Origin of the sequence: Pseudomonas spartinae, from assembly GCF_965197125.1 — a bacterium.
Lineage (GTDB): Bacteria > Pseudomonadota > Gammaproteobacteria > Pseudomonadales > Pseudomonadaceae > Aquipseudomonas > Aquipseudomonas composti_A.
On the sequence record NZ_CBDAMB010000017.1, the window covers coordinates 23,064 to 45,312 of the forward strand.

Annotated in this window: 19 protein-coding genes; 3 read left to right on the plus strand and 16 right to left on the minus strand. The window is 62.6% G+C overall.

All coding sequences use genetic code 11. The features are described 5' to 3' along the window. Positions 1-121 precede the first annotated feature (121 nt). From rpoD to rpsU, 3 genes are all read right to left on the minus strand, one after another. A complete protein-coding gene (gene rpoD, locus ACN8M7_RS24325) occupies positions 122-1,969 on the minus strand; it encodes an RNA polymerase sigma factor RpoD (RefSeq protein WP_061242668.1) in 1,848 nt (615 codons plus the stop codon). A 67-nt stretch (positions 1,970-2,036) separates the two neighbouring features. Further along, positions 2,037-4,040, minus strand: a complete 2,004-nt coding sequence (gene dnaG, locus ACN8M7_RS24330; protein ID WP_490262449.1) for a DNA primase — start codon at positions 4,038-4,040, stop codon at positions 2,037-2,039. 148 nt (positions 4,041-4,188) lie between these two features. Then, positions 4,189-4,404: a 30S ribosomal protein S21 gene (gene rpsU / locus ACN8M7_RS24335; protein ID WP_003290642.1), complete on the minus strand. Its 216-nt coding sequence runs from the start codon at positions 4,402-4,404 to the stop codon at positions 4,189-4,191. Between the two features lie 203 nt (positions 4,405-4,607). Between rpsU and tsaD the strand changes: the two genes are divergently transcribed. Continuing rightward, a complete protein-coding gene (gene tsaD / locus ACN8M7_RS24340; protein WP_490262450.1) occupies positions 4,608-5,633 on the plus strand; it encodes a tRNA (adenosine(37)-N6)-threonylcarbamoyltransferase complex transferase subunit TsaD in 1,026 nt (341 codons plus the stop codon). A gap of 59 nt (positions 5,634-5,692) precedes the next feature. Here the strand turns inward: tsaD and plsY are convergent, their stop codons facing one another. After that, entirely contained in the window at positions 5,693-6,262 is a 570-nt protein-coding gene (gene plsY / locus ACN8M7_RS24345; RefSeq protein ID WP_061242661.1) for a glycerol-3-phosphate 1-O-acyltransferase PlsY, read from the minus strand. Positions 6,263-6,337: 75 nt separating this feature from the next. Here plsY and folB point away from each other — a divergent pair, with 75 nt between their 5' ends. Beyond that, complete coding sequence (gene folB, locus ACN8M7_RS24350) at positions 6,338-6,694, plus strand: dihydroneopterin aldolase (protein ID WP_061242659.1); 357 nt, start codon at positions 6,338-6,340, stop codon at positions 6,692-6,694. Continuing rightward, complete coding sequence (gene folK / locus ACN8M7_RS24355) at positions 6,685-7,218, plus strand: 2-amino-4-hydroxy-6-hydroxymethyldihydropteridine diphosphokinase (protein ID WP_490262451.1); 534 nt, start codon at positions 6,685-6,687, stop codon at positions 7,216-7,218. Before folB ends, folK begins: the two co-directional genes overlap by 10 nt. Positions 7,219-7,373: 155 nt before the next feature. Here folK and ACN8M7_RS24360 read toward each other — a convergent pair whose 3' ends face one another. The 12 genes from ACN8M7_RS24360 to ACN8M7_RS24415 all read right to left on the minus strand — a co-directional run bounded on the left by ACN8M7_RS24360 (position 7,374) and on the right by ACN8M7_RS24415 (position 22,131). Next, entirely contained in the window at positions 7,374-8,603 is a 1,230-nt protein-coding gene (locus ACN8M7_RS24360) for a multifunctional CCA addition/repair protein (protein WP_490262452.1), read from the minus strand. 56 nt (positions 8,604-8,659) lie between these two features. Next, the gene (locus ACN8M7_RS24365; protein WP_490262453.1) at positions 8,660-9,172 is read right to left on the minus strand and encodes a DUF4136 domain-containing protein; all 513 of its coding nucleotides are present in this window, start codon (positions 9,170-9,172) and stop codon (positions 8,660-8,662) included. 60 nt (positions 9,173-9,232) lie between these two features. Next, a complete protein-coding gene (locus ACN8M7_RS24370) occupies positions 9,233-10,798 on the minus strand; it encodes a SpoVR family protein (RefSeq protein WP_490262454.1) in 1,566 nt (521 codons plus the stop codon). 95 nt (positions 10,799-10,893) lie between these two features. Further along, positions 10,894-12,165 carry a YeaH/YhbH family protein gene (locus ACN8M7_RS24375; protein WP_061242651.1) on the minus strand — a complete coding sequence of 424 codons (1,272 nt, stop codon included), beginning with the start codon at positions 12,163-12,165 and terminating at the stop codon, positions 10,894-10,896. Positions 12,166-12,239: 74 nt separating this feature from the next. Then, positions 12,240-14,162, minus strand: coding sequence for a PrkA family serine protein kinase (locus tag ACN8M7_RS24380; protein ID WP_061242649.1), 1,923 nt, complete (start codon positions 14,160-14,162; stop codon positions 12,240-12,242). A 284-nt stretch (positions 14,163-14,446) separates the two neighbouring features. Then, entirely contained in the window at positions 14,447-14,776 is a 330-nt protein-coding gene (glpE, locus tag ACN8M7_RS24385; RefSeq protein ID WP_061242647.1) for a thiosulfate sulfurtransferase GlpE, read from the minus strand. A 41-nt stretch (positions 14,777-14,817) separates the two neighbouring features. Further along, complete coding sequence (locus ACN8M7_RS24390) at positions 14,818-15,636, minus strand: symmetrical bis(5'-nucleosyl)-tetraphosphatase (RefSeq protein WP_490262455.1); 819 nt, start codon at positions 15,634-15,636, stop codon at positions 14,818-14,820. After that, entirely contained in the window at positions 15,636-16,016 is a 381-nt protein-coding gene (gene apaG, locus ACN8M7_RS24395; protein ID WP_490262456.1) for a Co2+/Mg2+ efflux protein ApaG, read from the minus strand. The genes ACN8M7_RS24390 and apaG overlap by 1 nt, the downstream gene beginning before the upstream one ends. A 29-nt stretch (positions 16,017-16,045) precedes the next feature. Beyond that, a complete protein-coding gene (rsmA, locus tag ACN8M7_RS24400) occupies positions 16,046-16,855 on the minus strand; it encodes a 16S rRNA (adenine(1518)-N(6)/adenine(1519)-N(6))-dimethyltransferase RsmA (RefSeq protein ID WP_490262457.1) in 810 nt (269 codons plus the stop codon). Between the two features lie 113 nt (positions 16,856-16,968). Further along, positions 16,969-17,964 carry a 4-hydroxythreonine-4-phosphate dehydrogenase PdxA gene (pdxA, locus tag ACN8M7_RS24405; RefSeq protein ID WP_490262458.1) on the minus strand — a complete coding sequence of 332 codons (996 nt, stop codon included), beginning with the start codon at positions 17,962-17,964 and terminating at the stop codon, positions 16,969-16,971. Positions 17,965-18,068: 104 nt separating this feature from the next. Beyond that, complete coding sequence (locus ACN8M7_RS24410) at positions 18,069-19,361, minus strand: peptidylprolyl isomerase (protein WP_156458649.1); 1,293 nt, start codon at positions 19,359-19,361, stop codon at positions 18,069-18,071. Then, the gene (locus ACN8M7_RS24415; protein WP_490262459.1) at positions 19,342-22,131 is read right to left on the minus strand and encodes an LPS-assembly protein LptD; all 2,790 of its coding nucleotides are present in this window, start codon (positions 22,129-22,131) and stop codon (positions 19,342-19,344) included. Before ACN8M7_RS24415 ends, ACN8M7_RS24410 begins: the two co-directional genes overlap by 20 nt. Between the last annotated feature and the right edge of the window lie 118 nt (positions 22,132-22,249).

Here is a 22,249-nt window from a genome sequence, read left to right on the forward strand (position 1 = left end):
GACCGGTCGATGCACAGATGGCAGTTTGATCGCACTTGCTGTGCGGCCATTGTGTGCGAGCGGCATTGCGCCGCGATTGCCCGCAAAGCAAAACCCCCGGCCTGGGCCGGGGGTTCTGGTATCACTCGTCGAGGAAGGAGCGCAGATGCTCGCTTCGCGTCGGGTGGCGCAGCTTGCGTAGCGCCTTGGCTTCGATCTGACGAATACGCTCACGGGTGACATCGAACTGCTTGCCCACTTCCTCGAGGGTGTGGTCGGTGTTCATGTCGATACCGAAGCGCATGCGCAGGACCTTGGCTTCACGGGCAGTGAGGCCGGCCAGCACTTCGCGAGTGGCTTCCTTGAGGCTCTCGACCGTGGCTACATCGATCGGGGACTGCATGGTGCTGTCCTCGATGAAGTCGCCCAGGTGCGAATCTTCGTCGTCGCCAATCGGGGTTTCCATGGAGATCGGCTCTTTGGCGATCTTCAATACCTTGCGGATCTTGTCCTCGGGCATTTCCATGCGCTCACCCAGCTCTTCGGGCGTGGGCTCGCGACCCATTTCCTGCAGCATCTGACGGGAGATGCGGTTGAGCTTGTTGATGGTCTCGATCATGTGCACCGGAATACGGATGGTGCGCGCCTGGTCGGCGATCGAGCGGGTGATTGCCTGGCGAATCCACCAGGTGGCGTAGGTCGAGAACTTGTAGCCGCGACGGTATTCGAACTTGTCCACCGCCTTCATCAGGCCGATGTTGCCTTCCTGGATCAGGTCGAGGAACTGCAGACCGCGGTTGGTGTACTTCTTGGCGATGGAGATGACCAGGCGCAGGTTGGCCTCGACCATTTCCTTCTTGGCGCGGCGAGCTTTTGCCTCACCGATGGACATACGGCGGTTGATGTCCTTGATCTCGGCCAGGGTCAGGCTGCACTCGGCTTCCAGATCGGCAAGCTTCTGCTGGCAGCGCTTGATGTCGGCCTGCAGGTTGCCCAGGGCTTCGGCGTACTTGGCCTTGCCCTTGGCCAGATCACCGGCCCAGTCCATGTCGACTTCGTTGCCCGGGAACAGGCGCAGGAAGTCGGCACGCGGCATGCGCGCATCACGTACGCACAGCTGCATGATGGCGCGTTCTTGCGTACGCAGGCGGTCGAGCGCGTCGCGGACCTGAATGACCAGTGCGTCGTATTGCTTGGGCACCAGCTTGATCGGCATGAACAGCTCGGCCAGTGCGGCCAGCTCTTCGATGGCCTGCTTGCTGCCACGACCATGCTTCTTCAGAGCCTTCTGGACTTTGTCCTGCTGCTCGGCCACAGCATTGAAACGGCGAGCCGCTTCTTCCGGGTCCGGGCCGCCATCGCCTTCTTCTTCCTCGTCGTCGCCGCTGTCGTCCTCTTCTTCGTCGTCGCTTTCTTCAGCGGCGGCGCCTTCCTTGACGGGAACGGGGGCGGCGGCTTCGTCAGGCACGTTGCCGTCATCCGGGTCGATGTAGCCACTGAGTACTTCGGCCAGGCGGCCGCCCTCGGTGGTGACGCGGGTGTACTCGGCGAGGATGCCGTCGACGGTGCCGGGGAAGTGAGCGATGGCGCTCATGACTTCGCGGATGCCTTCCTCGATGCGTTTGGCGATTTCGATCTCGCCTTCGCGGGTCAGCAGTTCCACGGTACCCATTTCGCGCATGTACATGCGCACCGGGTCAGTGGTGCGGCCGATATCGGTCTCGACGGCGGCGAGGGCTGCTGCGGCTTCTTCGGCTGCAGCCTCGTCGGTGTCGGCATCGGCCAGCATCAGGGCGTCTGCGTCCGGAGCACTCTCGTGTACCGGGATCCCCATGTCATTGATCATGCGGATGATGTCTTCCACCTGCTCAGGATCGGAAATATCTTCCGGCAGGTGGTCGTTGACCTCTGCGTAAGTCAGATACTTCTGCTCACGACCCAGGGTGATCAACTCTTTGATACGAGATTGCTGCTGCGCTTTTACGGACATAACACCCTATCCACTGAAGGTCTTGGCGGGCTGAAAACAAGCCGAGGATTATACCTCAGCTTGCGCTTTAGGCGCCAGTTGGGGACTTGCTGCTCTGGGAGGAGGTCAAGCTGTAGTGCTCTCTGAGCAATGTCTTCTCCTCGTCGGTGAGCTCGCTGGGGCTTTTATGAATGATGCTGCGGAGCGCCTTTTCACGCCGCCTCTGCGATTGACTGTTTGCAAGTGTAGTAATGGTGTCGAAAAACTGCTGTTCAAGGTTGTCGCCCTGGATCAGCCATTCCTTCTCCGCCAGCGCCCGCAGTAAGCGACCTTGTTCGGTGCCGTGCCAGCGGGCGATCAGTTGCAGCGAACGCAGGTTGGGCGCTTTCTGCAGTGCGCCGACCAAGGCCACGAGAAGCTGGGCATAGGTGTCGTCTTCGTCGGCGAAATGGCTGACATCTTCGACCTTTTGCGCCAGGTGCGGATGGTGCAGCAAGGTGCGTAGGGCGATCAGATGTGGTGATTCGACGCTCACCGCCGTGCGTGGGGCACGTGGCGCGAAATCGCCCTTGCCCTTTTTGTTGTTCCACTTGCCGCTGGCATCTTTTTTCCAGTTGCCTTTGCCGCCTTCGTTGCTGCGCTCGTAGTGCTGCTGGGGCGGTGCGGGCTGCTCGTAACCGCCGACGTCCGGCAGGTTGTCGTAGTAGGCGCTGTCGGGAATGTCGCCGTAATCCGGGTAATCGCCGCCGGTCGCCTGACTGGTGGGGGCGGGCGCGTGGCTGCGCGGAGCGCTGGCGACCTGGCTCAGGGCTTCGCCGGACAGGCCGGTGATCTCGCTCAGGCGCTGGCGCATCAGGGCGCGCAGGTTGTTGCCGGGAATCTTGTCGATCAGCGGTGCGGCCAGGGTCACCAGGTGCGCCTTGCCTTCCAGTGAGCGCGGGTCGGCCTCTTCGCAAAGCTGCTGGAAGAAGTAGTCGGCCAGTGGCTGGGCGTGCTGGTTGATGCGGGCGCGGAAGGCGTCGGTGCCCTCGGCGCGCACCAGGGTGTCCGGGTCCTCGCCGTCGGGCAGGAACAGGAAGCGCGCGCGGCGGCCGTCCTGCAGGCTCGACAGGGTGGACTCCAGGGCGCGCCAGGCGGCATTGCGCCCGGCAGCGTCACCATCGAAGCAGAACAATACGCTGGGCACGATGCGGAACAGGCGCTTGAGGTGTTCTTCGCTGGTGGCGGTGCCCAGGGTTGCCACGGCATTGCGCAGGCCTTGCTGGGCCAGGGCGATGACGTCCATGTAGCCTTCGACCACCATGATCTCGTCGAGATCGCGGTTGTGCTTGCGTGCCTCGTACAGGCCGTAGAGTTCCTGGCCCTTGTGGAACACCGGGGTTTCCGGTGAGTTGAGGTACTTGGGCTTGTCGTCGCCCAGCACGCGGCCGCCGAAGGCGATCACCCGGCCGCGGCTGTCGCGGATGGGGAACATGATGCGGTCGCGGAAGCGGTCGTAGCGCCTGCCGTTCTCGGCGTTCTCGATCAGCAGGCCGGCGTCGATCATCACTTTCTGCTGCAGGGCGTCGGCGCCCAGTTGCTTGAGCAGGTTGTCCCAGCCGGGCGGGGCGAAACCGATGCCGAAGTCGCGGGCGATCTCGCCGGTCAGGCCGCGGCCCTTGAGGTAGTCCACGGCGTATTTACGCTGCGGGTGACTTTTCAGGGCCTGGCGATAGTGCTCGGCGGCGGCATTGAGCAGCGGGTAGAGCGGTGAGTCCACCGGCTGCCGGGGTTTGTGTCCGCGCCCGCTTTCTTCGCGCGGTACGTCCATGCCGGCGCGCTTGGCCAGTTCCTCGATCGCCTGGGGGAATTCCAGTTGATCGTGGTCCATGACGAAGCCGAGGGCATTGCCACCGGCGCCGCAGCCGAAACAGTAGTAGAACTGCTTGTCCGGGCTGACGGTGAAGGAGGGGGTCTTTTCCTTGTGGAAAGGACAGCAGGCGCTGTAGTTCTTGCCGGTCTTTTTCAGCTGGATGCGCGAACTCACCACATCGACGATGTCGGTGCGGTTGAGCAGATCATCGATGAAGGATTGCGGAATCAGGCCGGCCATAGGCGCTCAGGATACTGCTCGGCACGGGCGCCGGACAGCGGATTGGTACAAATGCAAAAAACTCCGACCATTCGCCGGCTGGCGAAGCGGAGTTCTGTAAATGCAATGCCCGGCCGAAGCCGGGCATTCGAGCGCTGCTTGTACTGTATTAGTACAGGCGAACGCTGCGGCGCTGCTCGCGCTGCACTTTCTTGGCGTGACGCTTAACAGCGGCAGCGGCCTTGCGCTTACGCTCAGCGGTCGGTTTTTCGTAGAATTCGCGGCTACGAACTTCAGCCAGTACACCGGCTTTTTCGCAGGAGCGCTTGAAACGACGCAGGGCTACGTCGAAGGGTTCGTTCTCTTTAACTTTGACGGCTGGCATCCAGGTCGTACCTATCTTTAATTACCGGGTTAACGCGTACCCGGCAATGTGGCTCGGGGTGCGTCGGTTTTTAAGGGTTGCGGATGTTACCGTTTCGAGCCGAGGAATGCAAAGGCCTCTGATCGAAAAGCACTGGCCGCTCCGCCGGGCGGCGCTTATCATGCGCGCCTTTGTTCCACGCGGCAAATCAAGGCTCAAGCTCCATGCTCGTACTGGGATTGGAAACCTCCTGCGATGAAACCGGCGTCGCGCTCTATGACAGTGAGCGCGGCCTGCTGGCTGACGCCCTGTTCAGCCAGATCGACCTGCATCGCGTTTACGGCGGCGTAGTGCCCGAACTGGCCTCGCGCGACCACGTCAAACGCATGTTGCCGCTGATCCGCCAGGTGCTGGATGAGGCGGGCAAGCAGGCCAGCGATATCGACGCGCTGGCCTACACGGCGGGCCCCGGGCTGGTCGGCGCACTGCTGGTCGGTGCGTCCTGCGCCCAGGCGCTGGCCTTTGCCTGGGGCGTGCCGGCGGTTGGCGTACACCATATGGAAGGTCATCTGCTGGCACCGATGCTGGAAGAGCAGCCACCAGCCTTTCCGTTCGTCGCCTTGCTGGTGTCCGGCGGGCACACTCAGCTGGTACGAGTCGATGGCATCGGTCAGTACCAGTTGCTCGGCGAGTCGCTGGACGACGCCGCCGGTGAAGCCTTCGACAAGACTGCCAAGCTGATGGGGCTGAATTATCCGGGTGGGCCGGAAATCGCCAAGCTGGCCGAGCAGGGCACGCCGGGGCGTTTCGTCTTCCCGCGGCCGATGACCGATCGTCCGGGCCTGGATTTCAGCTTCAGCGGCCTGAAGACATTCGCCCTGAATACCTGGCAACAATGCCGCGACAGCAGTGACGACCTCGACCAAGCCCGTCGCGACATCGCGCTGGCCTTCCAGCAGGCAGTAGTCGAGACTCTGACCATCAAGTGCAAGCGCGCGCTCAAGCAGAGCGGGCTGAAGAGCCTGGTGATCGCTGGCGGTGTGAGCGCCAACAAGGCGTTGCGCGAGCATCTGGAGCGCATGCTGGGCGAGATGAAGGGCAAGGTGTTCTATGCGCGGCCGCGTTTCTGCACCGACAATGGCGCGATGATCGCCTACGCCGGTTGCCAGCGTTTACTGGCCGGGCAGCATGAGGACCTGGCGATCAAGGTGCAGGCGCGCTGGCCGATGGAGTCGCTGCCGGCAGTTTAATATTGAGCCTAAGCCCTGTGGGCGCGGCTTCAGCCACGATTTTCTTTCCAGCAGGTTGCTTAAAAACGCCGTTCGCTACCGGCGAACAGATCGCGCAGATTGCGGCGATGGCGCCAGACGATCAGCGCGGTCAGCACGCAAGCTGGCAGCAAGGCGGCTGGTTGCTGCCAGGCCAGCAGGGGGAGCGTCAGCGGCGTGGCGATCAGTGAGGCCAGCGAGCTGGTGCGGGTGAGCAGGAACACCAGGGCCCATGCCGTCAGGGCGAGCAAGGCGGCCGGTGGATAGAGGCCGAGCAGCATGCCGGCGGCAGTGGCTACGCCCTTGCCGCCGCGAAAGCGGAAGTACAGCGGGTAGAGGTGGCCAACGACGGCTGCCAGGCCGATCCAGGCTTGCTGATGCAGGCTGAGGCCGAGCAGCTTGGCGATCAGGATCGGGAGCAGACCCTTGAACAGATCGCCGATCAGCGTCATGACGGCGAGCTTCTTGCCGGCGACGCGCAGCATGTTGGTGGCGCCGGGGTTGCCCGAGCCGCTGGCGCGCGGATCAGGCCCGCCTGCAAGTCGGCTGAGCAGGATGGCGAAGGACAACGAACCGAGCAGGTAGGCAAGGATTGCCAGAAGCCAGAACATGGGGGCCATTCCTAGGCATGGGGTGGTCCGATTCTAACGAGGTGCAGCGCCCTTGTCGTGGCGCGGAGAGTGCGGGTGGACAGAGTATTTATCGAGGGGCTGGAGGTCGATACGGTGATCGGCGCCTACGATTGGGAGCGCGACATTCGCCAGTGCCTGCGCCTGGACCTGCAGATGGGCTGGGACAACCGCCCGGCCGCAGCCGGTGACGACCTCAACCTGGCGCTCGACTACGCCAGTGTGTCCACGCGTATTCAGGCGTTCGCCGCCGATTCGCAGTTCATCCTGGTCGAAACCTTCGCCGAGCGTCTGGTTCAGACCCTGATGGAAGAATTCAACATTCCCTGGATGCGCCTGAAACTGACCAAGCCTGGTGCGGTTCCCGCTGCACGCGGTGGTGTGGGCGTGGAGATCGAGCGCGGATGCCTCTGACTCGGGTGTTTCTCGGCCTCGGCAGCAACATCGAGCGCGAGGCTCATCTTGTCGCCGGCCTCGATGCGCTGGCCGGGTTGCTCAGCGATATGCGCTGCTCGCCGGTGTTCGAGAGCCACGCCGTGGGCATCAAGAGCGGCAACTTCTTCAATCTGGTTGTGGTGGGTGAGACGGAGCTGCCGTTGCTGGAGCTGGACCGCCGGTTGAAGTTCATCGAGGCCGACAATGGCCGCTACGCGCCGGAGCGCAAGGGCTTGCCGCTGGACATCGACGTGCTGCTGTATGGCGAGCAGGTCGGCAACTACAACGGCCTGATCCTGCCACGCGCGGAAATTCTCAAGAATGCCTTCGTGCTCAGACCGCTGGCTCTGCTGGCTCCCGAGGTATGCCATCCAGTCGATGGGCGTTCGTTCGCGCAGTTGTGGGCGTCTGCGCAGATCGATCAGCAGCTGTGGCCGGCAGCCTTCCAGTGGCGTGGCGCCGAGCTGACGCCCGCTGAGCTGTTGCAGGCGCACTCGTCGTAGCCCGGATGCAATCCGGGAGAACGGGCGCTGGGAATGTCCCGGATTGCATCCGGGCTACGGGTTGGCGTTGACCGGTAGGAACGGATTTACCCACGAAAAGGCGCGCCGCGGAGCTGTGATGATCGCGGCTGAAACGGAATGCCGCCCAGCCGCTCCTACGAGGAGTGCTGTTCCTTGTAGGCCTTGAGTGCGTTCAGACGCTCGCGATTGAGCGCTTCGCCCAACTCCGCGCCCTTGAATCCCTTCTCCAGTAGTGGTTTGACCGGTACCTGGCGTGCGCTCTCGGCGGCGCCCAGCAGGTAGGCGGCCTGTGGGTACTCGCGTTGCTCCAGGCCCAGGCGACCGCGTGCATCCATCTCGCAGGCGGCGACGAACTCGGCGAAACGTTGCGGGCGGCGGAACACGTCGAAGCGCTGTAGTAGCTCCAGGAGTGTCGAAGGGCGTAGCTCCAGGGCGCGGTGGCCATGGGTGTGAAACTCGCCGACCAGCAGTGCCAGTTCGGCGCAGTCGCGTGGTGCCTTGCAGCGTTCGTTGACCGCCTGGATCAGGGCAAGCCCTCTGTGCTCGTGGGCGATATGACGTGGCCACTCGTCCTCTGGCGTCAGGCCTTTGCCCACGTCATGCAGCAGGCACGCCCAGCGCACGTTCAGCGGTTGGTCGTGCTCTGCGCACTGGTGCAGCACGCTCAGCACGTGCACCCCGGTATCCACTTCCGGGTGATGCGCCTGCGGTTGCGGCACGCCGAACAGGTCGTTCACTTCTGGCAGCAGGGCGGCCAATGCGCCGCAGTCGCGCAGCACCTGGACGAATACCTCGGGGCGCGGCTCCATCAGCGCGCGGGATATTTCCTTCCAGCTACGCTCGGCGGTGAGGTGGCCCAGTTCGCCGGAATCGGCCAGCTGGCGCATCAGTTCGAGGGTTTCTGGCGCGACACTGAAACCGAGCGGCGCATAACGCGCGGCGAAGCGGGCGACACGCAGAACACGCAGCGGGTCTTCGGCGAATGCCGGGGAAACGTGGCGTAGAAGGCGGGCTGCGAGGTCCTGCTGGCCGCCGTAGGGATCGATCAGGTTGCCTGCATCGTCCTCGGCCATGGCATTGACGGTCAGGTCGCGGCGGATCAGGTCCTGCTCCAGCGTGACGTCGGGGCTGGCGTGGAAGGTGAAGCCACCATAGCCACGGCCGCTCTTACGCTCGGTGCGGGCCAGGGCGTACTCCTCGCCCGTCTGCGGGTGCAGGAATACCGGGAAATCGGCGCCAACCGGGCGGTAGCCGAGTTCCAGCATCTGTTCGGCACTGGCGCCGACCACGACCCAATCCACTTCGCTGATGGGGCGGCCGAGCAGGCGATCACGCACTGCGCCGCCGACTTTGTAGATCTGCATGTCTGATCCTCCACTGAGCGCAGAGGATACCGAAGATCGCGGCACGTTGCGCCGCGCTAAGGCCTGGCCAGGGGGATCTGTTCCGTCAGCACCTGAACGGCACGCCCCAGCAGCTCGGCGCTGTCGCGTGCTGGGCTCAGACCAGTGCTGATCACCCCTTCCCAGAGGATGCGCCTATCGAGATCGGTCAGGCGCAGGCGCAAGGTGCCGGTCTCGTCACGCAAGCGATGGATGGCCTGATAAGGGCCGAGCGGGTTGGGCGGTGGAACGTCTGCCTTGAACAGCAGCGGGCCGTCCTGCACGGCCAGCCAGTAATAGACACGCAGTTGCGGCTGCTGGCTCTCGTGATAGCCGCGGGTGGAAAGACCATGACGCAACAGGCGTGGCAGTTGGTGATAGCGCTCGGGGAAGGGCGCTTCGCCCTCCAGGCTGGCCTGCGGATCGATCAGCTCGAAACTGGGACGCTCGGCGAGTGAGGCGTCGCCAGGGTTGAGGATGCGTGCCTGGGGGATATGGCTGGTACAGGTGGCCAGCCCCAGGCACAGGAGAATGACAAGAAATAGGCGCATGCACGGCATCTCGCGGAGTCTGCCTCGATGCTGATGGCCTCAGCCATACCCGGCAACCGATCAAATGGGTGGAATGATCAGATCCAGCCGGGGGTATTCGCTGTCGTTCTCCGAGTTGCTACGCGGTGGAACATGTTGGGTGGTGATCAACTGGTCACCCTGACACACCTCCAGGTGGATATCGAAACCCCACAGCCGATGCAGGTGCTTGAGCACCTCGCCGGTGGACTCGCCCAGCGGCTTGCGGTCGTGCTGCTGGTGGCGCAGGGTCAGCGAGCGGTCGCCACGGCGGTCGATGTTCCAGATCTGCACATTGGGCTCGCGGTTACCCAGGTTGTACTGTGCTGCGAGCAACTCGCGGATGGTGCGGTAGCCGGGCTCGTCATGAATGGCCGGCACCAGCAGTTCGTCCTTCTGATCGTCGTCCAGGATGCCGAACAGCTTGAAGTCGCGGATCACCTTGGGTGAGAGGAACTGCAGGATGAAGCTCTCGTCCTTGAAGCTGTTCATGGCGAATTTGAGCGTAGTCAGCCAGTCACTGCCGGCGATATCCGGGAACCAGCGTTTGTCCTCTTCGGTGGGTTCCTCGCAGATACGGCGGATGTCGCGGTACATGGCGAAGCCCAGGGCGTAGGGGTTGATGCCACTGTAATAGGGGCTGTCGAACGGTGGCTGGTAGACCACGCTGGTGTGCGACTGCAAGAACTCCATCATGAAGCCGTCGGTAACCAGGCCTTCGTCGTACAGGTCGTTCATCAGGGTGTAGTGCCAGAAGGTGGCCCAGCCTTCGTTCATCACCTGGGTCTGGCGCTGCGGGTAGAAGTACTGGGCGATCTTGCGCACGATGCGGATCACTTCGCGCTGCCAGGGCTCGAGCAGGGGTGCGTGTTTTTCCAGGAAGTAGAGGATGTTTTCCTGCGGTTCGGCGGGGAAACGCTTGTTGTCCTTCTCGCCGCCCTTGTCCGTACTTTTGGGAATGGTGCGCCAGAGGTCGTTGATCTGTTTCTGCAGGTGCTCCTCGCGCTCCTTCTGGCGCCGCCGCTCTTCCTCGGCGGAGATGGGATAGGGGCGCTTGTAGCGGTCGACGCCGTAGTTCATCAGGGCATGGCAGGAATCCAGCAGTTCTTCCACCGCGTCGATACCGTAACGCTCCTCGCACTGCATGATGTACTGCTTGGCGAAGACCAGGTAATCGATGATCGAGCTGGCGTCGGTCCAGGTGCGGAACAGGTAGTTGCCCTTGAAGAAGCTGTTATGGCCGTAGCAGGCGTGGGCGATCACCAGTGCCTGCATGCAGATGGTGTTCTCCTCCATCAGGTAGGCGATGCAGGGGTCGGAGTTGATCACGATCTCGTAGGCCAGGCCCATCTGCCCGCGCTTGTAGCCTTTTTCGGTGGCCAGGAAGTGCTTGCCGTACGACCAGTGGTGATAGCCCAGCGGCATGCCGACCGAGGCGTAGGCATCCATCATCTGCTCGGCGGTGATCACTTCGATCTGGTTGGGATAGGTGTCCAGCGCATAGCGCTCGGCGATGCGCGCGATTTCCTTGTCGTACTGGCGGATCAGGTCGAAGGTCCACTCCGACCCAGTGGAGATCGGTTGACGTTTCTTGGCGGTGGCGCTCATGGCGTGGCCCTCTCAGAACCTATTTACGACCTGCTGCGCTTTCTCGCCTGCTCGTGCTTTGCATGCCTCTAGCCCGCAAGGTCCTGAGCAGGTTATTAACTCACCAGGCGACGCTGGAACAGTTCGCGGAATACCGGGTAGATGTCCGCGGCGGACACCAGTTGCTGCTGGGCGAAGCTGTCGGCGTAGGCCTCGGCCACCTGTTCGTACTCGAACCACAGCGCCTGGTGCTCACGTGGGGTGATCTCGACGTAGGTGAAGTACTGCACGAACGGCATGATCTGGTTGATCAATATATCCCGGCATACCGGCGAGTCGTCGTTCCAGTTGTCGCCGTCCGACGCCTGGGCAGCGTAGATATTCCACTCGTTGATCGGGTAGCGCTCGGCCATCACTTCCTGCATCAGCTTCAGCGCACTGGAGACGATGGTGCCGCCGGTTTCGCGGGAGTAGAAGAACTCTTCCTCGTCCACTTCCTTGGCACTGGTGTGGTGGCGGATGAATACCACGTCGATCTTGTCGTAGTTGCGCTTGAGGAACAGGTACAGAAGGATGAAGAAGCGCTTGGCCACATCCTTGGTGGCCTGGGTCATGGAGCCGGACACGTCCATCAGGCAGAACATCACCGCCTTGGAGCTGGGGTTGGGCTGCTTGGTCAGCAGGTTGTACTTGAGGTCGAAGGTATCGAGGAAGGGCACGCGGTGAATGCGTGCGCTGAGCCGTTCGATCTCCTCTACCAGCGCCTGGATATCGCCGAAGTTATCTGGCTCTTCCCTGCGCAGGCGTTCCAGTTCGGCCTTGGCTTCGCGCAGTTTGGCGCGGCTGGAACCGGATAGGGCGATGCGCCGCGCATGGGCCGAGCGCAGGGTGCGGACGATGTTGATGCGTGAGGGATTGCCCTCGTTGCTGATGCCGGCGCGCACGGTCTTGAAGGTTTCTGCCCCGGTCAGGTGGCGCTTGACCAGGTTGGGCAGTTCCAGGTCCTCGAACATGAAGTCGAGGAACTCCTCCTGGGTGATCTGGAACACGAACTCGTCCATGCCTTCGCCGGAGTTGCTCGCCTTGCCGCTGCCACGCCCCGCGCCACCGCCTTGCGGGCGCGGAATGCGCTCACCGGTGGTGAACTCCTTGTTACCGGGGTGGACGATGGTCTGCTTGCCGCCGCGACCATGATGCAGCACCGGCTCGTCGATATCGCGTCCGGGAATGCTGATCTGCTCGCCGTGCTCCATATCGGTGATGGAGCGTCGGCTGACGGCGTCCTCCACCGCCTTCTTGATGTGTTCACGATAACGCCGCAAAAAACGCTGGCGGTTCACCGTGCTCTTGTTCTTGCCGTTGAGGCGCCGGTCGATCACGTAGCTCATGACATCTCCCTAGCCCGCCCGTAAACACAGGCGGGCAGCGAATGACCCAGCGCGCCGCGCGCGCCGGACAGGGCTTACTGAGACTTGCGAACCCGCAGGTACCACTCCGACAGCAGGCGCACCTGCTTCTCGGTGTAGCCACGCTCGACCATGCGTTTGACGAAGTCGTTGTGTTTCTGCTGATCCTCCTTGCTGCCTTTGGCGTTGAAGCTGATGACCGGGAGCAGGTCCTCGGTGTTGGAGAACATTTTCTTCTCGATCACCACGCGCAGCTTCTCGTAGCTGAGCCAGGTTGGGTTCTTGCCGTTGTTGTTGGCGCGGGCGCGCAGCACGAAGTTGACAATCTCGTTGCGAAAATCCTTCGGATTGCTGATGCCGGCCGGCTTCTCGATCTTCTCCAGCTCCTCGTTGAGCGCCACGCGGTTGAGGATTTCGCCGGTTTCCGGGTCGCGGTACTCCTGATCCTGAATCCAGAAGTCGGCATACAGCACGTAGCGGTCGAAGATGTTCTGCCCGTACTCGCTGTAGGACTCCAGGTAAGCGGTCTGGATTTCCTTGCCGATGAATTCGATGTAGCGCGGAGCCAGGTATTCCTTGATGTAGCGCAGGTAGCGCTCGCGGACCTCGGCGGGGAACTGTTCCTGCTCGATCTGCTGCTCCAGCACGTAGAGCAGGTGCACCGGGTTGGCGGCGATTTCGTGTGGGTCGAAGTTGAACACCTTGGACAGGATCTTGAAGGCGAAGCGGGTCGACAGACCGTTCATGCCTTCATCGACGCCGGCGCTGTCACGGTACTCCTGGATCGACTTGGCTTTCGGGTCGGTGTCCTTGAGGTTTTCGCCGTCGTAGACGCGCATCTTCGAGTAGATGTTGGAGTTCTCCGGCTCCTTCAGGCGCGACAGGGTGGAGAACTGGGCGAGCATCTTCAGGGTGTCGGGCGCGCAATGGGCCTTGGCCAGCGAGCTGTTGATGAGCAGCTTGTCGTAGATCCTGATCTCATCGGTCACGCGCAGGCAGTACGGCACCTTGACGATGTAGATACGGTCGATGAACGCCTCGTTGTTCTTGTTGTTGCGGAAGCTGTGCCACTCCGATTCGTTGGAGTGGGCCAGCAGGATGCCGCTGTAGGGAATCGCGCCGAGGCCTTCGGTGCTGTTGTAGTTGCCTTCCTGGGTGGCGGTCAGCAAGGGGTGCAGCACCTTGATCGGTGCCTTGAACATCTCGACGAATTCCATCAGGCCCTGGTTGGCCCGGCATAGCGCACCCGAGTAGCTATAGGCGTCGGCATCGTTCTGCGGGTATTCCTCCAGCTTGCGGATATCCACCTTGCCGACCAGGGCGGAGATGTCCTGGTTGTTCTCGTCGCCCGGCTCGGTCTTGGCCACGGCGATCTGGTTGAGGATCGACGGGTAGAGCTTGACCACGCGGAACTGGCTGATGTCGCCGCCGAACTCCTGCAGGCGCTTGGTGGCCCAGGGCGACATGATCGAGCTGAGGTAGCGGCGCGGGATGCCGTAGTCCTCTTCGAGGATCGCGCCGTCCTCGGTGGCGTTGAACAGTCCCAGCGGCGACTCGAAGACCGGCGAGCCCTTGATGGCATAGAAGGGCACCTTCTCCATCAGTTGCTTGAGCTTCTCGGCCAGCGAGGATTTGCCGCCGCCTACCGGGCCGAGCAGATAGAGGATCTGCTTCTTCTCTTCCAGACCCTGCGCGGCATGACGGAAGTAGGAGACGATCTGGTCGATGCATTCTTCCATGCCATGGAAGTCGGCAAAGGCCGGGTAACGGCGGATGACCTTGTTGGAGAAGATGCGTGACAGCCGCGAATCGCTGGAGGTGTCCAGCAGTTCCGGTTCGCCAATGGCCATCAGCAGGCGTTCGGCCGCAGTGGCGTAGGCGCTGCGATCCTGTTTGCACAGTTCGAGGTACTCCTGCAGCGAGTACTCCTCCTGGCGGGTCGCCTCGAAACGTTGTTGGAAGTGACTGAAAATGCTCATGACTTCACCTCGCTCGATGCTGAAAGCTGGCTCGGGATCGGTCGTGCGTGCAGGTGCTGGGTAACCCCGGCTCGGATATGAGTCGGGAAGAATCCCCCAAAACCTAAAAGTCGTTACCGATGGCCCGATGCCGGTTTGCCGGCTCTACCTTCAGTGGGATGGCCTGAGTAACAGAATAGTTCGTTCTGCAGAGCGTCAAGGGCAGGACAACGATAACTGGATGTTACCGTACGTCGGGAAGTGGCGGCAGGCCAGAGCGGGCGCGGCTTGCCGCCTGCACAAATTTATTCTTCGGAACTTTGCGCGGTCTCGCTTGGGTAGGTAGCGCGCCACAGCTCGAAGCCGCCGTCGAGGCTGTAGACCTCGGAGAAGCCCTGGCCGACCAGATAGGCCGCCGCGCTCTGGCTGGAGTTGCCGTGGTAGCAGGAGACGATCAGCGGCGCGTCGAGGTCGGCATGGCTGATGAAGTCGTGCAGCGAGTGGTTGTCCAGGTGGCGCGAGCCGCTGATATGGCCATTGGCGAAGCTGTGGGGGTCGCGGATGTCGACCACCACGGCGCCCTGGGCGCGCAACTCTTGTGCCTGTTGCGGGGAGATTCGCTTGAATTCGCTCATGTTCGTGGCCTTTGCGTGATTCTTGGGTGCGCCTCGGGCGCTTATTCCTTGGGACAGGTGCAGCGGCGAAGTTCTCCGCTGTCGACGTCGAGCAGGGTCATCGCACCGCCCCACACGCAGCCGGTGTCCAGTGCATAGAGGCCGGGTTCCGCGCAGTTGCCTTCCAGCGATGCCCAGTGGCCGAAGATGATCTTCTCGCCGCGCATCTTGCGCTGCGGATGGCTGAACCAGGGGGCGAAGCCGGGCGGTGCGCTGCCGACGCCTTCCTTGCTCTTGAGGTCCAGCGTGCCATCGGCCTTGCAGAAGCGCATACGGGTGAAATAGTTGGTGATCACCCGCAGGCGGGTTACGCCGTGCAGTTCCTTGTTCCACTTGGCTGGTTCGTTGCCGTACATGCCATCGAGAAACAGTGGCAGGCGGGCATCGTCACGCAGCGCCTCTTCGACTTCGGCGGCGCGGCGCAGTGCCTTGCTCAGCGTCCATTGCGGCGGGATGCCGGCATGCACCAGGGTCACCTTGCGCTCGGCGTCGTGGTGTACCAGTTTCTGCTGGCGTAGCCAGTCGAGCAGGTCGTTGCGATCCGGGGCGTCGAGTATCTCGCGCAGGGTATCGCCTTTCTTCAGTCGCTCGATGTTGTGCGCCACCGCCAGCAGGTGCAGGTCGTGGTTGCCCAGCACGCAGGTGACTGCATGGCGAATGGCGTAGAGAAAACGCAGGGTTTCCAGCGACTGCGGGCCGCGGTTGATCAGATCGCCGACCAGCCACAGCTGGTCATGCGCCGGATCGAAAGACACTTGCTCAAGCAGGCACTTGAGCGGCTTCAGGCAACCCTGGAGGTCGCCGACGGCGTACACCGCCATCAGTGAAGTGCCCCCGGTACTGCCAGGCGGAACGGCGCGATGGTCGCGTCGAAGCGTTTGCCGTCCTCGGCGAGCATCTGGTAACTGCCCTGCATGGTGCCGACCTGGGTGGCCATGACGGTGCCGCTGCTGTAGGTGTGGCTGGCGCCGGACTCAATGTGCGGCTGCTGGCCGATTACGCCAGCGCCGCGGACTTCCTGCACGCGACCGTCACCGTCGGTGATGATCCAGTGACGCGACAGCAACTGGGCCGGTAGCTCGCCGTTATTGACGATGGTCACGGTGTAGGAGAACGCGTAGCGGTTCTGCTCCGGCTGCGATTGCGCAGCCAGGTAGCGAGTGGTGACGCTGACGTCGATCTGATAACGAGGGTCGGACATGCGAATGATCCGTTGGGCGTGATTGCAGTTTAGTCCTGCGCAGCAGAAGGCTGCAGAGCCAGTTGATCGGCCAGACGAACGAAGGCGGCCAGGTCCAGCTGCTCGGGGCGCAGGCTGCCGTCGACAGCCGCTGCCTCGATGGCGTCGGCCGGCATCAGTTGCTTGAGCGTGTTGCGCAGGGTCTTGCGGCGCTGGTTGAAGGCTTCGCGCACGACACGTTCGAGCAGGCGGTGGTCCTTGGCCGGATGTGGCAGCGTCTCATGTGGCACCAGGCGCACGATGGCCGAGTCGACCTTCGGCGCCGGGTTGAAGGCACCGGGGCCAACGTTGAACAGGTGTTCCACGCGGCAGTGGTACTGCACCATGATCGACAGGCGGCCCCAATCGCCGCCGCCCGGGCCTGCTGCCATGCGCTCGACCACTTCCTTTTGCAGCATGAAGTGCATGTCGCGAATCAGCGTTGCGTTGTCCAGCAGGTGGAAAATCAGCGGCGTGGAGATGTTGTAGGGCAGGTTGCCCACCACGCGCAGGCTGCGTGGCGCCGCGTCGAGACGGGAGAAGTCGAACTTCAGCGCGTCGCCCTGATTGAGTTGAAAGCGCGGGTTGCTGCCGAACTTGGCTTGCAGGATCGGGATCAGGTCGAGGTCGAGTTCGATCACGTCGAGTTGCGCGCCGCTGCCCAGCAGGCCTTCGGTCAGGGCACCCTGGCCAGGGCCGATCTCCAGCAGGCGCTCGCCTTCCTTGGCGCGAATGGCGCGCAGGATGCGGTCGATCACCCCGGCGTCATGCAGGAAGTTCTGGCCGAAGCGCTTGCGCGCGCGGTGTTGGTATTCGGACATGTGCGGCTCCGCGCAGCGCCTCGAGGCGTGGTGCCCGAGGCTGGATGCAAAAAAGAAAGTCGCACAGTCTACCAGCGAATGGCCCCGCGGGCGCGGGCCTTGGTCTCAGCGGGTCATTGCCTGCGGCTGGCGGCCATCTGGTAGGCGGTTTCCAGTGCGACCTGCAGGCTGCCGATGTCCACCTTGCCGGTGCCGGCCAGATCCAGCGCCGTGCCATGGTCCACCGAGGTGCGGATGATCGGCAGGCCCAGGGTGACGTTCAGCGCGGCGCCGAAGCCCTTGAACTTGAGTACCGGCAGGCCTTGGTCGTGGTACATGGCCAATACGGCATCGGCATGTTCCAGATACTTCGGGGTGAACAGGGTGTCGGCTGGCAGCGGGCCGATCAGGTTCATGCCTTGCGCACGCAGGCGCTCCAGCGTCGGCTCGATGATCTCGATTTCCTCGCGGCCCAGATGGCCGCCTTCGCCTGCGTGTGGATTGAGCCCGCAGACCAGAATGCGCGGCTGGGCGATGCCGAATTTGTCTTGCAGATCCGCATGCAGGATGCGGGTGACGCGTTCCAGACGCTCGGCGGTGATGGCGGCGGCGACATCTTTCAGTGGCAAGTGTGTGGTGACCAGTGCCACGCGCAAGCCACGGGTCGCCAGCATCATCACCACTTGCTGGGTATGGGTCAGTTCGGCGAGAAACTCGGTGTGGCCGGAGAAGGTGATGCCCGCTTCGTTGATCACGCCTTTGTGCACGGGGGCCGTGATCATTCCGGCAAAGCTGCCATCCAGGCAGCCCTGACCCGCGCGGGTGAGGGTTTCCAGCACGTAAGCGGCGTTGGCGGGGTTCAGTTGGCCTGGGGTTACCTGGGCTGCCAGTGGCGTATCCCAGACGTACAGGGTGCCTGCCGCTGCAGGTCGCTCGGGCCATTGCTGCGCATCGACCGCGAGCAGCTCGATGGACACGCCCAGCTGCTGGGCGCGCTCTGCCAGCAATTGGCGGCTGGCGATGGCGACCAGAGGCGCGGGCTGGGCCTGCTGAGCCAGCAGCAGGCAGAGATCGGGGCCGATGCCGGCGGGCTCGCCTGGGGTGAGGGCAAAGCATTGCTGCGCAGTCATGGTCGTTCTCTGTCTGTATGGGCGCGGAGGGCCAGTTTACGCTGGCGGGCCAACAACGAAAAAGCCCGGCACTGTGGCCGGGCTTCTCTACGCGATTAACGCTGTTACAGCTTGGTCTCGACGTAGGCTTCGTCGCGGATCTGGCGCAGCCAGGCCTGCAGCTCCTCGTCGTACTTGCGGTTGCGCAGTAGATTGGCAGCCTGTTGCTTGCGGAACTCCTCGCTGTTGTCCGTAGCGCGGCGTCCCAGAACCTGCAGCACATGCCAGCCGTAAGGGCTCTTGAACGGTTTGGACAGCTCGCCGCTGGCGGTGTTGTTCATCACCTCGCGGAACTCGGGCACCAATGCGTTCGGGTCGATCCAGTTCAGGTCGCCACCATTGAGCGCAGAGCCTGGATCTTCGGAGAAATTCTTCGCCAGTTCGGCGAAGTCTTCCCCGGCTAGAATGCGCTGATACAGGCGCTCCACCAATCGGCGGGTTTCTGCTTCACTGCGAATTTCGCTGGGCTTGATCAGGATGTGGCGTACATGCACCTCGTCGCGCACCTGGGTATCGCCGCCGCGCTTCTCGATCAGCTTGAGGATGATGAAACCGCCCGGTGTACGCACTGGCTCGGTGACTTCGCCCGGGTTCAGCTGACTGATCATGGTGTCGAACGGCGGCGGCAGCTGACCGGCTTTGCGCCAGCCCATTTCGCCGCCTTCCAGGGCGTTCTCGCTGGCAGAGCGGGAGACCGCCAGTTGAGCGAAGTCCGCGCCCTGCTGCAGTTGCTGGTACAGCTCCTGCGCCTGACGGTCGGCCGCCTGGATTTCGCTGGAGGATGCCCCCTCGGAAACCGGAATCAGGATATTGGCCAGGCGGAACTCTTCCGACAGCTGCATCTTGCCCAGGTCGGAGGCGAGGAAGTTCTGCACTTCCTGGTCGGTGACCTGGATGCGCTCGGCCACACGACGCTGGCGCACGCGGCTGATGATCATCTCGCGGCGAACCTGGTCACGCGCATCGGCATAGGACAGGCCGTCACGTGCCAGCGCTTCGCGGAACTGCTCCAGACTCATGCCGTTGCGCTGGGCAATGGTGCCCATGGCCTGGTTCAGCTCTTCGTCGGTGATGCGGATGCCGGAGCGTTCACCGATCTGCAGCTGGATGTTCTCGATGATCAGGCGTTCGAGCACCTGTTGGCTGAGTACATGCTCGGGCGGCAGAGAGCCGCCACGCTTGTCGATGGTTTGTTGCACTTCACGCAGGCGAGCATCGAGTTGGCTCTGCATGACCACGTCGTTGTCGACGATGGCCACGACGCGATCCAGTGGGCGAACCTGGGCCTGAGCCGTTGCCGCCAGCAGGACTGCGCCCAACAGCAGGGGGCGCAGGCAATCAGAAAGCTTGGTCTTCACGTTCACGGTAACCTTGAATGCCTTGGTCGAGGAAAGTTTCCACCTTGTTGCCAACAACGCCGCCGAGGCCCTTGAGGACGATCTGCAGGAAGATGCCGCGGTCCGGCTCGTCGTTGCGCGATGGGTCGAGGCTGACTTCGTCGTAATCGATCCAGTAGCGGTTGATCAGGCGCAGCTTCCAGCAGCAACTGTCGTATTCGAAACCACCGAAGGCTTCGAGCGTGCGGTTGCGGCCATAGTCGTACTGCCAGCGCGAGATCAGGCTCCACTGCGGAGCCAGCGGCCAGATGACGGAGAAGTCATGCTGGTCGATCTTGTAGTAGTTCTTGATGTAGTTGGGGTTCGGTTGCCCGTTGTCCAGGGTCGCGTTGCCGTAGTCCGGGTTGGTGGTCCAGGTACCGCTGTCACGGTCATAACGCACGGTGTCGTTACGATAGCGATAGCCGAAGTTGACGATCTTGCCCGGGTTGTCTTCTGGCTGGTAGTGGAACATCGCGCTGCCCGAGCGGGTGGCGTGCTGGTCCGGATCCCAGTTGAAGGTCGACGAGAAGCGCCAGTCGCGGTTGAAGCGATACAGGTACGCCAACGCATAAGGCGAAACGTCCGCGGTGGCTTCCTCGCGGGTGCGGTAATCGATGCCTGGCAGTTGCACCTTGCGGTCTTCGAAGTAGAAGGCCTGACCAATGCTGAAACGCTGACGCTCGAAGCCGTTCGGCTCGATCCAGCGGCTGGTCACGCCCAGCGACAACTTGTTCTCGTCGCCGATGCGATCTTTGCCGCTGAAGCGGTTCTCGCGCCACAGCGAGGCGTAGCTGAAGGTCGGTTCGCCAGTGTCGAATACCGGGATATCGGTCTGGTCTTCTTCCGGAACATAGAGGTAGAAGGCGCGCGGTTCCAGAGTCTGACGGAAGTCCTTGCCGAACAGCTGGGTGTTGCGGTCGAAGTACAGGCCGCTGTCGAGGCTGAACAGGCCGACGCCACGACTCTGCGTACCCTTGTACTCCTGCTCGGCAAGAAGGGTGTTCTTGCCCTGCTGATCCAGGCTGAGGTCGTAGTTGGTCTGCAGGTACTTGACCTGCGGCTTGATGTAGCCCCAGGACCAGTCCAGCGGCAGGCTAACACCAGGCTCGAGGTGCAGACGCTCGCCATCGGCTCTTGCCAGGCCGACCAGTCGTTCGTCGTACCAGAGGTCTTGCGGGCGCCCCGTCACACCGTCTTTGTCGACGAAGAAGCCCGAGCGCAGGTTGCGATCGAAACGCACGTATTCGGTGCCATAGGTGAAGTCCAGGCCGCCCGGATTGAAGGGCAGTTTGCCGTCCAGAGTGATCTGCGGCAGACGGTCGTATGGCGTTACATCGGTGATATTGGCCAGCTTGTATGCATGCAGATTCAAGCGTGCGGTGTAGCTGTCGCCACGGTAGGTCAGGGTACCGCGTTGGTCGACGTAGGTTTGCTTGTCGATGCCCAGGTCGGTATTCAGGTCCTGGAAGTAATAGGGGTCGCTGATATCGGTGTAGTCGACTTCGGCGAGCAGACGCGAGTTCAGGCCCTGCTTGTGCTGCCAGCTGTACATCCAGCGCTGATCTTCGTACTCGGACTGCAGTTTGCGCTCGTCGTCCTCGTCATTCAGCCATGCACCGCCGACCTGGCCTTCGCTGCTTTCGGTCAGGTAGCGGAACTCGCCTTCCATCAGCAGGCCGCGTTTGGCCATATAGGTCGGGTACAGCGTGGCGTCGTAGTTCGGCGCCAGGTTGAAGTAGTAAGGCGTTTGCAGCGAGAAACCGTTGCTGCTCGACGTACCGAGGCTCGGCGGCAGGAAGCCGGACTGGCGACGGTCGTCGATCGGGAAATAGATGTACGGGGTATAGAACACCGGAATGTCCTTGACCCGCAGCGTCACGTTGGTTGCGGTGCCGAAACCGGTCGCCGGGTTCAGGGTGATGTTGTTGCCCTTCAGGTGCCAGGCATTGTCACCGGGTTCGCAGCGGGTATAGGTACCGTCCTTGAGGCGGATGATCGCGGTCTCTTCACGCTTGGCGTAGAGCGCGCTGCCGCGTACGTGGGCCTGGTGCATGACGTACTCGGCGTTGTCGATCTTGGCTTCGCCGTTGTCCAGTTGCAGCTCGGCCCGGTCGCCGACTACCAGCATGCCCTTGTCGCGCAGGCGCACGTTGCCGACCAGCTCGCCACGGTTTTCCGTCTGATGCAGGCTGGCCTCGTCGGCCTCGACCTGCATGCCGGATTGACGCAGCACGACGTCGCCCGCGAGGGTGGCGATCTGCTTTTCCTGCTCGAAGCGCGAGGCCTTGGCAGAAACGAACATTGGCGACTCGTCCAGCGGCGTGGTGTCATCCATGCCCGGACGCAGCGGCTCGACATAGGCGCCTGCGCAGTACGGACCGGCCTCGGCCAGTTGCGCGGCAGTCAACTTGTCGCGTGGAACCCAGTCCAGGTGACTGTAGTCAGGGCTACGCGAGGCGAGGGCGCGGCCCTTGCTCTCGGTAACCAGCACCGGTACAGCGTCCTGCTTGGCTACGGCCTCGCTGGTGGCACCGCCCGTGCTGACAGCATCGCGGCTGTGCACCGGGCGCGGAGGCAGGGCGCTGGCCGCTGATTTCGGCGCGCAGGCCCAGCTGCCCGTTGGCGAAGCCTGGCAATCATATTGCTCGGCGGCAAAGGACTGTAGGCTGAATACGGGCTGTAAGGCCAGGAAACTGCCGGTAACCAGCAGTGGGAATTTTTTGCGGAACGCGGGATGTTTTACTGCCATCTTGTTAGTCCGGGCTTCCTGCGCGTTATCGGCCCAGGGGCCGCACGCCTCTCGATGGGCTGAAAAAGATGCTGGATAATAAAGCATGACCCGCGCAACGGCTAGCGCCGTCGGAGAC

Coding starts and splice junctions, on each gene's coding strand:
- rpoD (WP_061242668.1), bottom strand. CDS start 1,969: ATGTCCGTAAAAGCGCAGCAGCAATCTCGTATCAAAGAGTTGATCACC.
- dnaG (WP_490262449.1), bottom strand. CDS start 4,040: ATGGCCGGCCTGATTCCGCAATCCTTCATCGATGATCTGCTCAACCGC.
- rpsU (WP_003290642.1), bottom strand. CDS start 4,404: ATGCCAGCCGTCAAAGTTAAAGAGAACGAACCCTTCGACGTAGCCCTG.
- tsaD (WP_490262450.1), top strand. CDS start 4,608: ATGCTCGTACTGGGATTGGAAACCTCCTGCGATGAAACCGGCGTCGCG.
- plsY (WP_061242661.1), bottom strand. CDS start 6,262: ATGTTCTGGCTTCTGGCAATCCTTGCCTACCTGCTCGGTTCGTTGTCC.
- folK (WP_490262451.1), top strand. CDS start 6,685: ATGCCTCTGACTCGGGTGTTTCTCGGCCTCGGCAGCAACATCGAGCGC.
- ACN8M7_RS24360 (WP_490262452.1), bottom strand. CDS start 8,603: ATGCAGATCTACAAAGTCGGCGGCGCAGTGCGTGATCGCCTGCTCGGC.
- ACN8M7_RS24365 (WP_490262453.1), bottom strand. CDS start 9,172: ATGCGCCTATTTCTTGTCATTCTCCTGTGCCTGGGGCTGGCCACCTGT.
- ACN8M7_RS24370 (WP_490262454.1), bottom strand. CDS start 10,798: ATGAGCGCCACCGCCAAGAAACGTCAACCGATCTCCACTGGGTCGGAG.
- ACN8M7_RS24375 (WP_061242651.1), bottom strand. CDS start 12,165: ATGAGCTACGTGATCGACCGGCGCCTCAACGGCAAGAACAAGAGCACG.
- ACN8M7_RS24380 (WP_061242649.1), bottom strand. CDS start 14,162: ATGAGCATTTTCAGTCACTTCCAACAACGTTTCGAGGCGACCCGCCAG.
- glpE (WP_061242647.1), bottom strand. CDS start 14,776: ATGAGCGAATTCAAGCGAATCTCCCCGCAACAGGCACAAGAGTTGCGC.
- ACN8M7_RS24390 (WP_490262455.1), bottom strand. CDS start 15,636: ATGGCGGTGTACGCCGTCGGCGACCTCCAGGGTTGCCTGAAGCCGCTC.
- apaG (WP_490262456.1), bottom strand. CDS start 16,016: ATGTCCGACCCTCGTTATCAGATCGACGTCAGCGTCACCACTCGCTAC.
- rsmA (WP_490262457.1), bottom strand. CDS start 16,855: ATGTCCGAATACCAACACCGCGCGCGCAAGCGCTTCGGCCAGAACTTC.
- pdxA (WP_490262458.1), bottom strand. CDS start 17,964: ATGACTGCGCAGCAATGCTTTGCCCTCACCCCAGGCGAGCCCGCCGGC.
- ACN8M7_RS24415 (WP_490262459.1), bottom strand. CDS start 22,131: ATGGCAGTAAAACATCCCGCGTTCCGCAAAAAATTCCCACTGCTGGTT.